At 72.5% G+C, this 17,921-nt stretch carries 12 protein-coding genes; 7 read left to right on the top strand and 5 right to left on the bottom strand.

From position 1 onward, the window contains the following. Positions 1-167: 167 nt before the first annotated feature. Positions 168-3,680 (bottom strand): S41 family peptidase, encoded by a 3,513-nt coding sequence (locus N4G70_RS24275; protein WP_261714815.1) that lies wholly within the window; start codon positions 3,678-3,680, stop codon positions 168-170. Between the two features lie 235 nt (positions 3,681-3,915). Here N4G70_RS24275 and N4G70_RS24270 point away from each other — a divergent pair, with 235 nt between their 5' ends. Then, on the top strand, positions 3,916-4,491 hold the full coding sequence (locus tag N4G70_RS24270) for a TetR/AcrR family transcriptional regulator (protein WP_261714814.1): 576 nt from the start codon (positions 3,916-3,918) through the stop codon (positions 4,489-4,491). 114 nt (positions 4,492-4,605) lie between these two features. Beyond that, a complete protein-coding gene (locus N4G70_RS24265) occupies positions 4,606-6,828 on the top strand; it encodes an efflux RND transporter permease subunit (RefSeq protein ID WP_261714813.1) in 2,223 nt (740 codons plus the stop codon). A 149-nt stretch (positions 6,829-6,977) separates the two neighbouring features. On the opposite strand, the gene N4G70_RS24260 is transcribed toward N4G70_RS24265, so the two are convergent. After that, positions 6,978-7,445 (bottom strand): SsgA family sporulation/cell division regulator, encoded by a 468-nt coding sequence (locus tag N4G70_RS24260; RefSeq protein WP_315904287.1) that lies wholly within the window; start codon positions 7,443-7,445, stop codon positions 6,978-6,980. A 214-nt stretch (positions 7,446-7,659) separates the two neighbouring features. Here N4G70_RS24260 and N4G70_RS24255 point away from each other — a divergent pair, with 214 nt between their 5' ends. The 5 genes from N4G70_RS24255 (at position 7,660) to N4G70_RS24235 (ending at position 12,944) form a co-directional block, all read left to right on the top strand. After that, positions 7,660-8,757: an energy-coupling factor ABC transporter permease gene (locus N4G70_RS24255; protein WP_261714812.1), complete on the top strand. Its 1,098-nt coding sequence runs from the start codon at positions 7,660-7,662 to the stop codon at positions 8,755-8,757. Between the two features lies 1 nt (position 8,758). Then, positions 8,759-9,520, top strand: a complete 762-nt coding sequence (gene cbiQ, locus N4G70_RS24250; protein ID WP_261714811.1) for a cobalt ECF transporter T component CbiQ — start codon at positions 8,759-8,761, stop codon at positions 9,518-9,520. 137 nt (positions 9,521-9,657) lie between these two features. Next, entirely contained in the window at positions 9,658-10,422 is a 765-nt protein-coding gene (locus N4G70_RS24245; protein ID WP_261714863.1) for an energy-coupling factor ABC transporter ATP-binding protein, read from the top strand. Positions 10,423-10,995: 573 nt separating this feature from the next. Beyond that, on the top strand, positions 10,996-12,153 hold the full coding sequence (locus N4G70_RS24240) for a serine hydrolase domain-containing protein (RefSeq protein ID WP_261714810.1): 1,158 nt from the start codon (positions 10,996-10,998) through the stop codon (positions 12,151-12,153). Next, on the top strand, positions 12,150-12,944 hold the full coding sequence (locus N4G70_RS24235; RefSeq protein ID WP_261714809.1) for an SDR family NAD(P)-dependent oxidoreductase: 795 nt from the start codon (positions 12,150-12,152) through the stop codon (positions 12,942-12,944). The genes N4G70_RS24240 and N4G70_RS24235 overlap by 4 nt, the downstream gene beginning before the upstream one ends. 3 nt (positions 12,945-12,947) lie before the next feature. Here the strand turns inward: N4G70_RS24235 and N4G70_RS24230 are convergent, their stop codons facing one another. The 3 genes from N4G70_RS24230 to N4G70_RS24220 all read right to left on the bottom strand — a co-directional run bounded on the left by N4G70_RS24230 (position 12,948) and on the right by N4G70_RS24220 (position 17,846). Further along, positions 12,948-14,165, bottom strand: a complete 1,218-nt coding sequence (locus N4G70_RS24230; protein WP_261714808.1) for an NAD(P)/FAD-dependent oxidoreductase — start codon at positions 14,163-14,165, stop codon at positions 12,948-12,950. Between the two features lie 142 nt (positions 14,166-14,307). Continuing rightward, positions 14,308-15,936: a penicillin-binding transpeptidase domain-containing protein gene (locus N4G70_RS24225; protein WP_261714807.1), complete on the bottom strand. Its 1,629-nt coding sequence runs from the start codon at positions 15,934-15,936 to the stop codon at positions 14,308-14,310. Positions 15,937-16,070: 134 nt separating this feature from the next. Next, a complete protein-coding gene (locus tag N4G70_RS24220; RefSeq protein ID WP_261714806.1) occupies positions 16,071-17,846 on the bottom strand; it encodes a dolichyl-phosphate-mannose--protein mannosyltransferase in 1,776 nt (591 codons plus the stop codon). Between the last annotated feature and the right edge of the window lie 75 nt (positions 17,847-17,921).

Here is a 17,921-nt window from a genome sequence, read left to right as displayed (position 1 = left end):
GGGGCGCGGGGAACTGCGCGAGAAGCGCCCACGAACCGCAGGTTCAAGAGGGTTTCAGGGGCGCGGGGAACTGCGCGACCAGCCACCTGCGGGCCGCAGACGGAAACGAGTTCCTCCGGGGGCGCGGGGAACCGCGCGAATGGGCCCCGGGCCGGGAGGGGGCGGGGTTACAACCGCTCAGGCCGCGGCGGGAGTTGGGGGCGTTGGCGGTTGGGGGTGGTGGTGTAGCCCGGTGGGGTGGACGCGGGGTGCAGGGTCAGGAGGTCCAGGGCCAGCTGAACCGCGTCGTCGAGCTGGGCATGGCGCCCCTCCGCCCAGTCCAGCGGCGTACGCAGGATCTCCAGATCCGGCTCCACCCCGTGGTTCTCCACGGACCACCCGTACTCGTCGAACCACGCCGCGTTCATCGGCACGGTGATGACCGTTCCGTCGCCCAGAGTGTGACGGCCCGTCATGCCGACCACTCCGCCCCACGTGCGCTGCCCCACCACCGGGCCCAGTTTCAGCAGCCGGAACGCCGCCGTGATCATGTCGCCGTCGGACGACGTCGCCTCGTCGGCCAGGGCCACCACCGGGCCCCGGGGGGCGTTGGAGGCGTACGAGACCGCCTGGGCGTTGCGTGTCAGGTCCCAGCCCAGGATGCGCCGGGTCAGCTTCTCCACCACCAGCTCGCTGATGTGGCCGCCCGCGTTGCCCCGTACGTCCACGATCAGGGCGGGGCGGCTCACCTCCATGCGCAGGTCGCGGTTGAACTGGGCCCAGCCCGAGCCGCCCATGTCGGGGATGTGCAGATAGCCGCATTTGCCGCCGCTCAACTCCCTTACCACGCCCCGGCGTTTGGCCACCCAGTCCTGGTAGCGCAGGGGGCGTTCGTCGACCAGCGGGACCACCGCGACCCGCCGGGAGCGGCCCCCGCCCCCGGCGGGGCTGAACGTCAGCTCGACCGTCGTGCCGCCCGCGCCCGCGAGGAGGGGGTACGGGCCTGCCACCGGGTCGACGGGGCGGCCGTCGACATGGGTCAGGGCCGCGCCCTCGCGCAGACCCGCGCCCGCGAGCGGTGAACGCGCCTTGGAGTCCGACGAGTCGCCGGGCAGGATCCGCTGAATGATCCAACTGCCGTTGTGGCACGTCAGGTTGGCGCCGAGCAGGCCCTGGGCGCGCTGGTAGTGCGGGGGCCCCTCGTTGCGGCGGGCGGCGGTGACGTAGGCGTGCGAGGTGCCCAGTTCGCCCAGTACCTCGCGCAGCAGATCGCCGAACTCGTCCGGCGTGGCGATCCGTTCGACCAGCGGGCGGTACTGGTCCAGAACCCCCGTCCAGTCGATGCCGCACATCTTCGGCTCCCAGAAGTAGGAGCGGATGATGCGCCCGGCCTCGTCGAAGGCCTGGCGCCACTCCAGGGCCGGGTCGGCCTCGTGCAGGATGCGGCGCAGGTCCAGATAGACGGTGGAGTCGTTGTCGCCGGGTTCGGTGGCGGGCACCGCGCGCAGTTCGCCCTCGTCGACGACGACCAGGCGGCTGGCGTCGCCGCTGACCGCGAAGTAGTCGAGGTGGTCGACCAGTTCGGTCCTGCGGGCCTTGGAGATGTTGAAGTGTTCCAGGGTGGGGCGGCCCGAGGTGTCGGCCGGGTTGGCGAAGGTCTCGCCGAGCGCGCCCGAGATGGGCCAGCGCAGCCAGACCAGGCCGCCGCCCGAGACCGGGTGCAGGGCCGAGTACTTGGAGGCGGAGACGGGAAACGGGGTGACCCGGTTCTCCAGGCCTTCCACCTCCACCGTCACCGTGCCGTCGCCCGAGTCGTCCAGCGGGTCGAGGCCGCCCGCGGCGGGCCGGCCGTCCGGCGAGAGGGCGAACGGGGACGGCGTCGCCGAGTTGAGGGGGACGAGATAGGGGCGGCAGCCCAGCGGGAACGACAGGTCGCCGGTGTGCACGTCGTACACCGGGTCGAAGCCGCGCCAGGACAGGAACGCCAGATAGCGCCCGTCGCTGGTGAACACCGGGTTCTCGTCCTCGAAGCGGCCGTTGGTGACATCCACGACGGTGCGCGCGCCGGGCCCCGCGATACGGGCCATCTTGATCTGACGCAGCGAGCGGCCGATGCCGGGGTGCGACCAGGTCAGCCAGGCCCCGTCGGGGGAGAAGGCGAGGTCGCGGACGGGCCCGTTGACGGACCGGATCAGCTCGGTGACCCGACCCTGCGGCGTGCTCGGAGAGTCCGGCGTGCTCGGCGAGTCCGGCGAGTCCGGCGAGTCCGGAGAGTCCGGCGGGACCGGCGGGACCGGCGAGTCCGGCGCGCCCGCCGGGTCTGCCGAGTCCGTCGGGGCTGTCGAGCCCGAGCCCGAGCCCGAGCCCGAGCCCGAATCCGAGCCGGGATGCGAGCCCACCTCCGCGCCCTCCGCGCCCGTCCAGCGCGTCGCCCCCGTCGAGCCCGTCGCAGGGGCCTCCTCCGGCTCCTCGCTCACGTCGATGAGCAGCAGCCGGCCGTCGTGCGCCGCGATCGCCAGGCGTTCGCCGTCCGGGTCGGACACCATCTCCTGCACCCGGCCGAGCTCGCCGGCCGCGAGCCGCCTGGGTGCCCGCTCGCCGCTGGCGCGCGGCAGGAAGGCGATCTCGACCGCGTCCTCGCCCTCCGCGTCGGTGATGTAGGCGACCTGCCCGCCGCTGCCCAGCATCTCGGGCATCCGCACCCGTACCCCCGGGGTGTCGGCGATGGTGCGGGCGGGGCCGTCGCGGTGGGTGAGCCAGTACAGGCTGCCGCGTACCACGACGGCGCTGGCCCGGCCGGTGGTGTCGACGGACAGGGAGTCGATGTGGTTGGCGGCCGGCACCTGGTAGCTGCGCCGCCCCGCGCGCGGCCCGCCGAGCCGTACGTCCAGCTTGCGCGGCACCGAGTCGGGGGTGAGCGCGTCCACGATCCACAGGTCGCCCGCGCACTGGTAGACCACCCGGCGGCCGTCGCTGGAGGCGTGCCGGGCGTAGAACGCGTCGTGGTCGGTGTGCCGGGTGAGGTCGGAGCCGTCGGGCAGGCAGGAGTACAGGTTGCCGACGCCCTCGTGGTCGGAGAGGAAGGCGATGCGGCCGTCCACGAACATGGGCGCGTCCAGGTGGCCGCCGATGTCGGGCAGCAGCCGTTCCCCGTGCAGCCACAGGCGTCCGGTGGCGCCGCCGCGGTAGCGCTTCCAGGCGGCCGGCTCGTGCGGCGGCTTCCCGGTGAGGAGAAGGGTGCGCCGCTCGCCCTCCAGGTCCGCGACGGCGATGTCGGAGACCGGGCCCCAGGGGAGCTTGCGGCCGGGGGAGCCGTCGGTGGGGACGCTGTAGGCCCAGGAGAAGTACGAGAACGGCTGTCCGTGAGAGGACACCGCGAGGATGTGGCCGTCGGGCGACCAGCCGCACACGCGGGTGTCGGAGGAGCCCCAGTAGGTCAGCCGGCGGGCCGGGCCGCCGCTCACCGGGGCCAGATGGATCTCCGGGTCCAGGCTGCGCCAGGTCGTGTACGCGATGTGGCGTCCGTCGGGCGAGAAGCGGGGGTGGCCGACCTTGGTGCGGTCGACGGTGACCCGCCAGGCACGCGAGGGGCTGTGCCCGGCCGGGACCAGCGGGGCGACCCAGAGGTCGTCCTCGGCGGCGAAGCACAGCAAGTCGTCGTGCAGATGCGGGAACCGGAGGTACGCGGCGTCGTCACTCACCCCCCAATGCTTTCCGCGGGGAGGGGGTGCGGCAACTCGTGGGAACGCTTTATTCCGTTCCGGCTTATCCCGTTCCGACACTTGTGGTCGAGAACACAAGCGAAACGGTTTCGTTTCGCTCGGGCCCGAGGTTACGTTCGTACGGTACGAAAAGGCGGTCCGCGCACCCGGTACGCACCGGTCCGTACGCGGAGGTGGTCCGGATGCGCCGGACGCATCAGGAGAGGAGGTCGACATGGCGGGCAGGCTCACCCCGGAACGCGAGGCGGAGCTCTACGAAGCCGTGCTCGACCTGCTGCGCGAGGTCGGTTACGACGCCCTGACCATGGACGCCGTCGCCGCCCGCACCCGCTCCAGCAAGGCCACCCTCTACCGCCAGTGGGGGAGCAAGCCCGAGCTGGTCGCGCGCGCCCTGCGGCACAACAAGCCGGTCACCCTCGCGGAGATCGACACCGGCTCGCTGCGCGGCGACTTCCAGGCGATGGTCGCCCGCGAGGACGACTGCCAGATGGAGAAGGACTCCGCGCTGATGCGGGGTCTGATGCGGGCCGTCCACGACAACCCCGAGCTCCACAAGGCGCTGTGCGAGGTGCTGATCGAGCCGGAGATCACCGGGCTCGCCGCGGTGCTGCGGCGCGCGGTGGAACGCGGTGAGGTCGGTGCGGACAACCGTGCGCTCCCCTATGTCGTCCACATGCTGGTCGGCGCCTTCGCCGCCCGGCAGTTCATCGAGGACCGCCCGGTCGACCAGGCCTTCCTCGCCGACTACTTCGACGCCGTGGTCCTCCCCGCCCTCGGCGCCCCCGGCTAGGCCTCCCCGCCCGGCTTTCGCAGTACCGCCCCACCTGACGCACGCCGCTCTCGTCGTCGGGCTGATTCCCCATGCCCTGCTGATTCCATACGACTTGACCGGGAGTACGCCCTCGTGGCCACGTTCCTCTATCGCCTAGGCAGGTTCGCCTTCCGGCGCCGCCGCTATGTCGCCCTGGTGTGGGTGGCACTGCTCGCCCTCGCCGGCTTCGGTGCCGCGTCCGCCACCACCGCCACCTCCTCCTCGTTCTCCATTCCCGGCACCGAGGCGCAGCGCGCCTTCGACCTGCTCAAGGACCGGTTCCCGAACGACACCGCCGACGGGGCGACCGCCCGCGTCGTCTTCAAGGCGCCCGAGGGCCAGAAGATGGCCGACCCCGCCAACAAGGCCGCGGTCGAGAAGACCGTGGCCGGCCTGAAGGCGGGCTCGGACCAGGTCTCGAATGTCACCGACCCCTTCGAGGCGAAGGCCGTCTCCCAGAACGGCCAGGGCTCCATCGCGTACGTCCAGGTGTCGTACAAGGCCAACGCGATGCAGCTCACCGACGACACCCGCGACGCGCTCAAGAAGAGCGGCGATGAGGCCAAGAAGGCCGGGCTCACCGTGGAGATCGGCGGTGACGCGCTCCAGGCCATGCCGGAGACCGGCTCCGGCGAGATCATCGGCGTGGTCATCGCGGGGCTCGTCCTGGTGATCACCTTCGGCTCGCTGGTGGCGGCGGGGCTGCCGCTGCTCACCGCGATCATCGGGGTCGGCATCGGTGTCTCCACCATCACGGCGCTTGCCAATGTGCTCGACCTCGGCTCCACCACGTCCACGCTCGCGATGATGATCGGGCTCGCGGTCGGCATCGACTACGCCCTGTTCATCGTCTCCCGCTTCCGGGCCGAGCTGGCCGAGGGCAGGGAGCGCGAGGACGCCGCGGGGCGGGCCGTGGGAACGGCGGGTTCCGCCGTCGTGTTCGCCGGTCTGACCGTGGTCATCGCGCTGGTGGGCCTGGCCGTCGTCAACATCCCGATGCTCACCAAGATGGGAGTGGCGGCCGCCGGCACCGTCGTCATCGCCGTCCTCATCGCCCTGACCCTCATACCCGCGCTGCTCGGCTTCGCCGGCCGGCGCGTGCTCGGCCGCAAGGCCCGCAAGGCGCACGAGCGGGGCGAGCGGACCGCCGAGGGCAAGCCCAACATGGGCACCCGCTGGGCGAGCTTCGTGCTGCGCAGGCCGGTGTGGGTGCTGCTCGTCGGCGTCATCGGGCTCGGCGCGATCGCGCTGCCCGCGAGCTCCCTCCAGATGGGTCTGCCGGACGACGGCTCGCAGCCGACCTCCACCACCCAGCGCCGCGCCTACGACACCCTCTCGGAGGGCTTCGGGCCGGGCTTCAACGGGCCTTTCATGGTCGTCGTCGACGGCAAGGGCGCGGCGAACGGAGTCAGGGGCGCGGCCGATGCGACGGTGGCCGCGATCAAGAAGCTCCCGGACGTGGGCCCGGTGCTGCCGCCCGCGTACAACACGAACACCGGCAACGACACGGCGACCATCACGGTCATCCCGAAGTCCAAGCCGTCCTCCACCCAGACCGAGGACCTGGTCCACTCGATCCGGGACGCGGGCTCCACCATCAAGGCGGACACCGGGGCGAAGGTCCTGGTGACCGGTTCGACCGCGATGAACATCGACTTCTCGCAGAAGATGAACGACGCGCTGCTGCCCTATCTGGCACTCGTCGTCGGACTCGCCTTCCTGCTCCTGATGGTGGTCTTCCGCTCGGTCCTGGTCCCGCTGAAGGCGGCCCTCGGCTTCCTGCTCTCGGTGGTCGCCGCCCTCGGTGCGGTCGTCGCGGTCTTCCAGTGGGGCTGGCTCGGCTCGCTCTTCGGCGTGCAGCAGACCGGCCCGATCATGTCGATGATGCCGATCTTCATGGTGGGCGTCGTCTTCGGCCTGGCGATGGACTACGAGGTGTTCCTGGTCACGCGGATGCGCGAGGCGTACGTCCATGGCGAGCGGCCGGGCCAGGCGATCGTGACCGGGTTCAAGCACGGCGCCCGGGTGGTGACGGCAGCCGCCGTCATCATGATCGCGGTGTTCTCCGGCTTCATCGGCTCCAGCGAGCAAATGATCAAGATGATCGGCTTCGGCCTGGCCATCGCGGTCTTCTTCGACGCGTTCATCGTCCGGATGGCGATCGTGCCCGCGGTGCTCGCGCTGCTCGGCGCGAAGGCCTGGTGGCTGCCGCGCTGGCTGGACCGGGTGCTGCCCAACGTCGATGTCGAGGGCGAGGGCCTGCGCAAGCAGGACAGCGGCGACGCCGACGGCGACCGCGAGTTGGCGCGGGTCTGACCCCCGCCCCCCGAACGCCGGGACCCCACGAACCGAGCGGCCGTGGGTCCCGGCCGACGTGGGCGGCCTGTGGGGACGGGACCGCCGGCGTCACCAGGCCCCCCGTGCGCCTCGCGCACGGGGGGCCTTCGCGTGGGCGGGGGCCGGGTTCAGCCGCGGGGACCCGCCGGGGACGCGGCGGCCGGGGCCGCCCGCGCGTCCGTGGCGTAGGTGTGGCGCAGGAAGCGGACCAGGGGCGAGCTGTCGAACTGGACCACCGCGACCCCCTCCGGCGAGTGGAACTCGAGGACCGTCTGGGCCCGGCCGCACGGCCAGACGCTCACATCGCCCCGGCTGGCCGGCGCACGCAGGCCCGACTCCAGCAGATCGCGCGGGAAGGCCCACTCGTTGCCGCCGGGAAAGGCGAAGCGGACCGCGCCGGACGAGTCCGCGGGGTCGTAGCGCATGGCCACCGGGACGGGGTTGGAGAGCGGGGCGTCGGTGACGACGCGGGCCCGGGCGTGATCCTCCACGGGGCGGGAGGCGGCGCGGTCCGCTGCGGAGCGGGAGAGGTCGGGACCCTCGGCGGAGCGTTCGGCGGCGTGGTCCTCGGAGTGGTCCTCGACTGCGGGCGACATCGATCGCTCCTCACGCTGGGTGCTGCTGGTGAATACCGGTTCGCACTATTTGTTATCCAATGTCCCATAATTTCCTGGTAAGCCCCCGGTGAGTCGGCTTGTCAGTTGTCTCTCGGCCGCTTTTGCAAGACGTTCGCAACAGGGCACTATCATCAAACGGTTCTGCGCACGCCCGCGCAGGGAAGAGGGCGCCACGGGAAATCGGAGTCCACCCATGCACGTACCCGATGGATTCATCAACGCACCTGTATCGGCGGTCACAGGTGTGGTCGCCGCCGCCGCCGTCGCCGTCAGCCTGCGCGGAGCGCGGCGCGAACTGGGGGGCACCTCCCACGCGCCGGGCGCCGGGGGCGAGCGGACGGCGCCGCTGGCCGGGCTGGTCGCCGCGTTCATCTTCGCCGTGCAGATGCTGAACTTCCCCGTCGCGGCCGGCACCAGCGGCCATCTGCTGGGCGGCGCGCTCGCCGCGATCCTCGTCGGGCCGTACACGGGCATGCTCTGCGTCTCGGTGGTCCTGCTCATGCAGGGCGTCCTGTTCGCCGACGGCGGGCTCACCGCGCTCGGCGTCAACATCACCGACATGGCGATCACCACCACCGTCGTCGCCTACCTCCTCTTCCGCGGCCTGCTCGCGGTGCTTCCCCGCACCCGCCGCTCGGTGACCGCCGCCTCCTTCGTGGCCGCGCTGTTCTCCGTACCGGCCGCCGCCCTCGTCTTCACCGCGATCTACGCCCTCGGCGGCACCACCGACGTGCCGATTACCAAGGTGCTCACCGCGATGGTCGGCGTCCACCTCCTCATCGGCATCGGCGAGGCCGCCATCACCGCGCTCACCGTCGGCGCCGTCCTCGCCGTACGCCCCGACCTCGTGTACGGGGCCCGCGGCCTGACCGTGCCGCTCAAGCTGCGCGTCGGCGGCGAACTCATCGACGCCCCCGCCGCGGTGCCCGCCCCCGCCGCCGCCCGCGCCGGGTCCACGAGGAAGGTGTGGGGCATCGGCATCGTCACCGCCCTGCTGCTCGCCGGCTTCGTCTCCTTCTACGCCTCGGCCAGCCCCGACGGCCTGGAGAAGGTCGCCCACGACAAGGGCATCGACGCCAAGACCACCGAGCACGCCACCTCCGACTCCCCGCTCGCCGACTACTCGGTCAAGGACATCGGGGACGCCCGCCTCGCCGGCGGCCTCGCCGGAGTGATCGGCGTCGGCGTCACGGTGGTGGTGGGCAGCGGAGTGTTCTGGGCGGTCCGCAGGCGCCGTACGGACTCCGCCCCGCGGGGCCGCGGTACCGACCGCACCCCGGAAGCCGTCTGACATGGGAGCGGGCCACTCCCACCGCCTCTACCGGCACGGCCACTCACCCGTCCACGAGCTGCCCCCGCACTGCAAACTCGCGGCGGTGTTCGCGTTCGTGGTCGTGGTGGTGTCCACGCCGCGCGAGGCGATGTGGGCGTTCGCGCTGTACGCCGTGCTGCTCGCCGCCGTGGCGGGCGCGGCCCGCATCCCGGCCGGCTATCTGCTCAAACGCCTGCTCATCGAGATCCCGTTCGTGGCGTTCGCCGTGCTTATGCCGTTCGTGGTGCCCGGCGAGCAGGTGCACGTCCTCGGCCTCGCGCTCAGCGAGAACGGCCTGTGGGGCGCCTGGAACGTGCTCGCCAAGGGCACCCTGGGCGTCGCCGCCTCCGTGATCCTCGCCTCCACCACCGAACTGCGCGCCCTGCTCCTGGGCCTCCAGCGCCTGCGCCTGCCGCCCCTCCTCGTCCAGATCGCCTCCTTCATGATCCGGTACGGGGACGTCATCACGGACGAGATGCGGCGCATGTCCATCGCCCGCCGCTCCCGCGGCTTCGAGGCCCGCGGGGTGCGCTCCTGGGGCGTCCTCGCGAAGTCGGCGGGCGCGCTCTTCATCCGCTCCTACGAACGCGGCGAACGCGTCCATCTGGCGATGGTCAGCCGGGGGTACGCCGGGTCCATGCCTGTGATCGACGAGGTGACCGCGACGCGTGTCCAGTGGACGCGGGCGGTCGCGCTGCCCGGGGCGGCGCTGGTGGTGTGTCTGCTGGGCTGGACCCTGTGAACCCCCCCGAGAACCTGCCCGCCGGACACCCCGCCGGACACCCCGCCGGGCACCCCGCCGAGCCCGACCCCCGTACGACCGCCGCGCCCGACCCCCGTACGACCGCCGCGCCACCCCCTACGACCGCTGAGGCCCCCGTGAACGTCCCGTCCCTCGAAGTGTCCGGCCTCGCTTTCGCCTACCCCGACGGCCACCAGGCCCTGTTCGGCGTCGACCTGACGGTGGGACGCGGCGAGCGGGTGGCCGTGCTCGGCCCCAACGGCGCCGGCAAGACCACCCTGGTACTCCACCTCAACGGCATCCTCGAAGGCGGCGCGGGCTCGGTGGCGGTGGCCGGCCTGCCGGTCGCGAAGAAGAACCTCGCCGAGATCCGGCGCCGCGTCGGCATCGTCTTCCAGGACCCCGACGACCAGCTGTTCATGCCGACCGTCCGCGAGGACGTCGCCTTCGGCCCGGCGGCGGCCGGGATGCGGGGGGCGGAGCTGGAGGAACGGGTGATGGGGGCGCTGGCGCAGGTGGGGATGGCGGAGTACGCGGACCGTCCCCCGCATCACCTGTCCTTCGGGCAGCGCCGCCGGGTGGCCGTCGCCACGGTCCTGGCGATGTCGCCGGAGATCCTCGTCCTGGACGAGCCCTCCTCCAACCTCGACCCGGCGTCGCGGCGTGAACTCGCGGACATTCTGCGGGGGTTGGACGTCACGGTGCTCATGGTGACCCATGATCTGCCGTACGCGCTGGAGTTGTGCGGGCGGGCGGTGATTCTCAGTGAGGGGGTCATCGCGGCGGACGGCCCCACGGTGGAGGTCCTGTCCGACGAGACGCTGATGCGTACGCATCGCCTTGAGCTGCCGTTCGGGTTCGACCCGGGGGTGGCGGCGGCGGCCCTGCGCGGCCACGCGTAACCGCCCCGGCGGCGCGGCCGCACTCGCTTTTCGCGCAGTTCCCCGCGCCCCTGACCCCTCTCGATCCTGCGGGTCGTGGTCGCTTCTTGCGCAGTTCCCCGCGCCCCCAAAACCCGTTCTCGGCCTGCGGGCCGTGGTCGCTTTTCGCGCAGTTCCCCGCGCCCCTAACCCCTCTTGAACCTGCGGATCGTGGTCGCTTTTCGCGCAGTTCCTCGCGCCCCTTACCCCTCTTGAACCTGCGGGCCGTGGTCGCTTCTTGCGCAGTTCCTCGCGCCCCTGAAACCCGATGTCCACCTCGCGTCGTGGTCGCTTCTCGCGCAGTTCCCCGCGCCCCTTAACTACTCGGTGCGGGTCGGCGCAGGCCACCTCAGCCCGTCCGGCGATTGAGGACGAGCGCCGTTCAGGCGCGAACGGGGTCTGGGGCGGAGCCCCAGGAGGGCCGGCACCCTCCAACCCTGCGCTTACGGGCGGGTGGGTGGGCAAAGGTGCCCGGGGTCTGGGGCGGAGCCCCAGGGGGCTGGGGCACCATGGGAGGGGCGTCAGGGCGGCGCGGGAGTGGATGGGGAGTGGATCGTGGACGTACAGGGCGCCGTGGCCCCGGGCTACGAACCCGTGAAGGACGCCTTCGTGCGGAACTTCACGCACCGGGGCGATCGGGGCGCCGCCGTGGCCGTGTACCGGGACGGGCGCAAGGTCGTCGACCTGTGGGCCGGCACCAGGGACGTGGACGGCACGGCCCCCTGGGCCCTGGACACCGCCCAGATCGTCCGCTCGGCCACGAAGGGCGTGGCCGCCGCCGTCCCCCTCCTCCTGCACCAGCGCGGCCGGCTCGACCTGGACGCGCCCGTGTCGACGTACTGGCCCGAGTTCAAGGCGTACGGCAAGGAACGCACCCTGGTGCGGCACCTGTTGGCGCACCGGGCCGGGGTGCCCGCCCTGGACCGCCCGCTGACCCCCGCCGAGGCCGCCGACGCCACCTCGGGCCCGGCGGCCGTCGCCGCCCAGCATCCGTTCTGGGAGCCCGGCACCGCGCACGGCTACCACGCGCAGACGTACAGCTGGCTGCTCGGCGAGCTGGTGCGGCGCGTCACCGGACGCACCATCGGGCGCTGGCTTGCCGAGGAGATAGCCGGGCCGCTCGGCCTGGACTTCTGGCTGGGCGTGCCGGACACCGAGGCGCACCGGGTGGGCCGGGTCGGCCCGGTCGAGGCGCCCGTGGGCGAGGGCGGTCTGCGGCTGCGGCCCAAGCGGAGCGTCGCCGAGGCCTACCGGGACCCCGACTCCCTGACCCGGCGCGCGTTCGGGGCGATCGATCCGTTGCCCGACGAGAACGATCCCGCCTACTGCGCCGCCGAGCTCCCCGCCTCCGCGGGCATCTCCACCGCCCGCGCGCTGGCCCGCTTTTACGCCGCCACGATCGGCCAAGTCGACGGCGGGCCAAGGCTGTTCGCGCCCGCGACGCTCACCCTGGCCCGCACCGAGGAGAGCGCGGGACCCGACCGCGTCCTGGTGGTCAACACCCGCTTCGGCCTCGGCTACATGCTGCACGGCCCCGCCTGCCCGCTGCTCGCCCCCGGGTCGTTCGGGCACCCCGGGCGCGGCGGCTCGCTGGGCTTCGCCGACCCCGAGTCGGGCCTGGCGTTCGGCTATGTGACCAACGGGCTCCAGAAGGGTGTCACCGCGGATCCCCGCGCCCAGGCCCTGGTGAGGGCGGTACGTTCGGCCGTATGACGCATCCTCAGACGGACCGGCACACGGCACGCTTCCCGGGACACACCGCGCTGATCACCGGCGCCGCGCGCGGCATCGGGGCCGCCATCGCGCGCAGGCTCACCGACGAGGGTGCCCAAGTCCTCGTCGCCGACATCGACTTGAGCGGGGCGAAGGCGACGGCCGCCGCGCTGAAGGGCGCCGTCGCCCGGCACTGCGACGTGTCCGACCGCGCCTCGGTGGAGGCGGCGGTCGCGTTCGCCGTCGAGGAGTTCGGCCGGCTCGACGTCCTGGTCAACAACGCCTACTCCTGCACTCCGGACGCCGAACGCTTCGAGGACGAGGACGACGAGGAGTGGGCGCGCGACCTCGACGTCACCCTCACCGGCGCCTTCCGCTGCGCCCGCGCCGCCCTGCCGCACCTGGCCGCCTCGGGCCGGGGCGCGATCGTCAACATCGGCTCGGTCAACGGCGAGCAGGACTTCGGCAACCACGCCTACAGCGCCGCCAAGGCGGGCCTGGCGTCCTTGACCCGTACGCTCGCCGGGGACGCGGCGCCGCGCGGAGTGCGGGTCAACCTGGTGCACCCCGGCACCATCCGCACCCCCGCCTGGGAGGGCCGCGAGGCCCAGTTGGAGCGGCTGGCCCACCAGTATCCGATGGGCAGGGTCGGCGAGCCCGAGGACATCGCGGCGGCCGTCGCCTTCCTCGCCTCCGCCGACGCGTCCTGGATCACCGGCACCACCCTGCGGGTCGACGGCGGGGTGCTGGCGGTCAACACCGGCTTCCAGCGCAGCGCCCACGAGGCGTGAGGCTCACTCCCCGGCCGTCCTGAACATCGCCCGGCGCAGCCACCCGCTGTGCGCCGCCGCCCGCAGCGCGCCACGCAGCAGCGTCCGGGCGAGCCGGCTGTCGGTGGTCGCCGAGCGGGTGTCGCGCAGCGACCGGGCGACCGCATCGAAGCCGTACACCCGCATCTCCGTCTCGTACGCCCCGACCGCCCGCACCACGTCGCGGCGGCGGGCGAGGCTGCCGGACAGCAGGCGGGCGTCGCGCAGGGCGGTGTCGGCGCCGGTGCCGCCGAGCGCCGTCATGTCGTGGGCGGCGTCGCCGAGCAGGGTGACCCGCCCGGGCGGCCACGGCTCGACCGGCTCAAGGGCGCGCATCCGGGACGCCCGGACGGTGGCCGGGTCCGACTCGGCGACCAGGCGGCGCAGCGCCGGATGCCAGCCGGTGATCCGCTCGCCGACCAGCACGCGCAGCGCCTTGCCGTCGAGGAGCTCCGCGTCGTCCGGGCAGGCGGCGGCCTTGACGACGTACGTCCACACCACCCGGTCGGCGCCCCGGGCGCGGGAGGAGCGCCACGCCGCGCTGAACAGGGCGTCCGAGCGCGGGGTGAGGATGGTGTTGGCGCCGGCCGTGAGCGAGGCGGGGAGCTCGTCCGCGCGCGGCCCGGTCAGCTCCAACTGGCCTGCTATGGAGAGGACTTGGGTGTCGAGGTGGGTCGCGTGCGGCAGGAGCTGGGCGCGGACCCGGGACTCGGCGCCGTCCGCGCCGACCAGGAGGTCGCCGTAGGCGGTCGGGCCGTTCGCGAAGTGCGCCGTGACGGTGCCGTCGGGTGCCTGCTCGTAGTGGGTGAACTCCCGCCCACGGAACACCAGATGCTCGCCGAGGCCGGTCAGCAGGACCTCGCCCAGGGTGTCGCGGTCCACGAGGTGATGGGCGTGCTGGGCCGGACGGTCCCCGGGCGGCCCGGGAAGGCACAGCAGGTCCCTCAACTGCTCAGTGCGGTAGGCCAGTTGGCCCGCGCCGGGCTCGGAGGCCGCCGTGAACGCCTCCCACGCCTCGGGTGGCAGGCACTCGTACAGGGCCCGCGCGCCCTGGGGGCCCAGGCGCAGGCGCTGGTCGTGCGGCGCCCCGGCCTCCGCGCGTTCGTACACCGCGAAACCCAGGCCCGCCTTGCACAGCCCCTGGGCCAGACAGAGCCCGCCGATGCCGCCGCCGATGATCAGGACGTGCGGTGTGCCGGTCATGGCGCCCCCTTCGTCGAGGCGCAACCTAGCGGCGGGCGGGCCGGTGTCAAGCAGTGCGCGGCCCGGCCCGCCCGCGGCCGACGGACCGGCCGGGCGCGCGGGTCGAGGCCGGGACCGATGGTCCCGGCCGGGCGCGCGGGTCTCAGCCGGCGCGCAGGACCTGGGCGACGATGGGTCCCGCCGCGTCACCGCCGTGCCCGCCGGACTGCACCAGGGCCGCGGCCGCCAGGTCGTCGCTGTACGCGGTGAACCAGCTGTCCGACTTGTTCTGCCCGTCCTTCTCGGCCGACCCGGTCTTGGCTCCCTTGGCGCCGCCGACGGAGGACATGGCCTGCGTCGCGGTCCCGTAGGAGGCGGTCGCGGTGATGTGCATCATGTCCCGCAGCTGGGCGGCGACGCCCGACGGCAGCGGGCCGGCCTGGGCGAGCGCGCGGCCGTCCAGGGACTGCGGCACGATCACCGGCTGGTGGAACTGGCCCGACTTCGCGGTCGCCGCGATCGACGCCATGTCGAGCGGGCTCATCTGCACCTTGCCCTGCCCGATGTAGGCGGCCGCGGTCTCCGCGCCGGCCGACGCGGGCACGCTGCCGTCGAAGGACGGCACGCCGACCTTCCAGTCCTGGCCTATGCCGAAGTAGTCGGCCGCGACGCGCCCCAGCGCCCCGTCGTCGTTCACATCGTCGACGAGCTTGATGAAGGCGGTGTTGCAGGAGCGGGCGAAGCTCTTGGAGAAGGGCTGGCCGTCCATCGAGAAGTTGTCCAGGTTGTGGAAGGTGACGCCCTGCCACATCGCGCTGGACGGACACTCGGCCGGCTTGTCGGCGGCAGCCTTGCCCTTCTCGATCAGCATCGCCGCCGTGACGATCTTCATCGTCGAGCCGGGGGCGACCCGGCCCTGGAGCGAGGCGGGGAACTTGTCGATCCGGTTGTCGGCGACGGCCCGGATCTCACCGGTGCTGGGCTTCACCGCGACCACCGAGGACTCCCCGAAATGCTGGACCGCCTTCTCGGCCGCGGCCTGCACATCGGCGTCCAGGGTCGTCTTCAGCTTGCCCGGGGTGCCCTTCTGGAGGGTGACCAGGGTGCGGGCCGGGGTGGTGTTGTCGCCCTGGATCTGGAGCTCGATGCCCGGGGTGCCGTCGGCCTTGGCGCCGTACTTCTCGCGCAGCCCGTCCAGGATCGCGCCGAGCGAGGGGAACTGCTCCTTGGTCAGCGGGCGGTCCTTGTCGTCGACCGCCTGGATCTCGGGGTTGCGCGCCTGCCCGGTCACCAGGTGCTCGCCCGCCTTGAGCTGCGGGTGCAGCACCGCGGGCTGCCAGTCGACCAGCGCCTTGTGCGTGGACTGGCCGCGTACGACGGTCAGTTGGGAGGCGTAGGACAGCGGAGCCGTCTTGCCCTCGAACGAGACGTCGGCCTTGACCGTGTAGGGCACGACGGGTCCGTTGGGCGCGCCGGGGGTGACCGTCACATGGGTGAGGTGGGCCTGGTCGCGGAAGCCGGTGAGCGCGGTCGACGCCCCCTGCTGGTTGTTGGTGAGCGTGGCGGCCCGCTCCGCGTCGCCCTTGGCCCAGGCGGCGAGGAAGTCGTTGGAGGTCTGCTTGATCTCGTCCTCGGTCGGCGGCCCGGTGCGCGCGGGCGCGCCCTGGGTGTGTGTCCCGCCCGGGCCCTTGTCATCGCCCCCGCCCACCAGCGTGTAGCCCCCGTACGCCACTCCGCCGGCCACCACCACGAACACTCCGCCCACGATGGCGACCTTCGCTGCACTGCGCATCCCGCAGTTCCCCTCCCCAGGAGTCCCCCGAACCCCTTGAACGTGTTCAACGGGTTACTTGGGGGCGACTCTACGGGACGGGAGTGACAGTGGGGCTCGCAGTTGTCCGAACGGTTACCGGAACGCGACCGGTGTCACACCCAGCTGTCCAGCCACATCCGGCCGCGCCAGGAGTCCAGCGGGATCGGCGTACCGGTGTAGATGGGCCAGAAGTAGACGAAGTTCCACACGATTAGCAGGACGAGCACGCCGGCCCCGATCGCGCCGACCGCGCGCCGCCGTTCCGGGGCGCCCGGTGGCCCGATGATCGCGCCGACCATCATCGCCACGGCCAGACACAGGAACGGCACGAACACGACCGCGTAGAAGAAGAAGATCGTCCGCTCCTGGTACAGGAACCAGGGCAGATACCCGGCCCCCAGGCCGCACGCGATCGCGCCCGCACGCCAGTCGCGCCGGAAGAACCAGCGCCACAGGACGTACAGGAGCGCGAAGCAGCCGGCCCACCACAGCAGCGGGGTGCCCAGCGCGATGACCTCGGACGCGCACTTGGCGCCCGCGCCCGAAGGGCAGCCGTCCGAGCCGGGGTTGGGGCTCTCGTAGTAGTAGGAGACGGGCCGGCCGAGGACCAGCCAGCTCCACGGGTTCGACTGGTAGGTGTGGCCCTCGGTGAGGCCGACGTGGAAGCTGTAGACCTCGGTCTCGTAGTGCCAGAAGCTGCGCAGGGCGGCCGGCACCCAGCTCATGTCGAACTGCGGCAGATGGTTGACCGTGCCGATGAGCGGCAGCTTGACGTGGTCGGGGGAGAGGCCCGCGCGGCCGTCCGCCCAGTGCCGCCCGTACCCCTTGTCGGTGGCGAACCAGCCCGTCCACGACACCAGGTAGGTGGCGATCGCGACCGGCACCGTGGAGCAGAACGCCCCGATCGCGTCCCGGCGCAGGACCGTCCGGTAGGGGCTGACCGCGCCCGCCGTGCGCCGGGCGCCCGCGTCCCACAGGACGGCCATCACACAGAAGAAGACCAGGATGTACAGGCCGTTCCACTTGGTTCCGCAGGCCAGGCCCAGCATGATCCCGGCCGCGATCCGCCAGGGCCGCCACCCGAACCGGACCCCGGCCGCGATCGCCGCGTCCGGGCGCAGCAGCCCCTCCTCGTCCTCGGGCAGCGCGGCCGCCAGCCTCGCCCGGACGCGGTCGCGGTCGATCACCAGGCAGCCGAAGGCCGCGAGGACGAAGAACATGACGACTGTGTCGAGCAGCGCGGTGCGGCTCATCACGAAGTGCAGCCCGTCGACGGCGAGCAGCGCGCCCGCCAGACAGCCCAGGAACGTCGAACGGAACAGGCGGCGCCCGATCCGGCAGAGCATCAGCACCGACAGGGTGCCGAGCACGGCCACCATGAAGCGCCAGCCGAACGGCGTGAAGCCGAACATCTTCTCGCCGATGCCGATCAGGTACTTGCCGACCGGCGGGTGCACCACATAACCCGGCGCGGTGGGCACCGAGATGAGGTCCGGGTTGGCGAGGATCGACTTGTCGATGTCCTTGGGCCAGTCGCCCTCGTAGCCGTGGTTGATGAGCGTCCAGGCGTCCTTGGCGTAGTACGTCTCGTCGAATATCACCGCGTGCGGCGAGCCCAGGTGCCAGAACCGCATGACCCCCGCGACCAGGGTCACCAGGAGCGGCCCGGCCCACGCCGACCAGCGCACGATGCGCGCCGCCCACAGCGGCCCGATGCCGAGCACCGTCCACAACTGCCCGGACGGCCGCGTGTACGGCGGCACCAGGCGCTCGCGCAGCCCGGTTCTCGGCCGCACGACATGGCCGAACCGGCGCATGTGGTGCGGCCAGGAAGGCGGTTCGTCCCCGGCATCGTGGCCCGGCAGGGTCGGTGGCGCAGTACTGGTCACCGCGCCATCGTAGGGAACTCCCCTGTGGGAGTCCCGTGGCCGGGCCCGGCGGCCCCGGCTCCGCGGGGCTGCGAG

The organism is Streptomyces sp. ASQP_92, from assembly GCF_025399895.1.
In the GTDB taxonomy this organism is placed as follows: Bacteria; Actinomycetota; Actinomycetes; order Streptomycetales; family Streptomycetaceae; genus Streptomyces.
Note: the sequence above shows the minus strand (reverse complement) of the source record. Positions and strands in the feature narration are given on the sequence as shown.

Coding starts and splice junctions, on each gene's coding strand:
- N4G70_RS24270 (WP_261714814.1), top strand. CDS start 3,916: ATGGCGGGCAGGCTCACCCCGGAACGCGAGGCGGAGCTCTACGAAGCC.
- N4G70_RS24260 (WP_315904287.1), bottom strand. CDS start 7,445: ATGTCGCCCGCAGTCGAGGACCACTCCGAGGACCACGCCGCCGAACGC.
- N4G70_RS24255 (WP_261714812.1), top strand. CDS start 7,660: ATGCACGTACCCGATGGATTCATCAACGCACCTGTATCGGCGGTCACA.
- cbiQ (WP_261714811.1), top strand. CDS start 8,759: ATGGGAGCGGGCCACTCCCACCGCCTCTACCGGCACGGCCACTCACCC.
- N4G70_RS24235 (WP_261714809.1), top strand. CDS start 12,150: ATGACGCATCCTCAGACGGACCGGCACACGGCACGCTTCCCGGGACAC.
- N4G70_RS24230 (WP_261714808.1), bottom strand. CDS start 14,165: ATGACCGGCACACCGCACGTCCTGATCATCGGCGGCGGCATCGGCGGG.
- N4G70_RS24225 (WP_261714807.1), bottom strand. CDS start 15,936: ATGCGCAGTGCAGCGAAGGTCGCCATCGTGGGCGGAGTGTTCGTGGTG.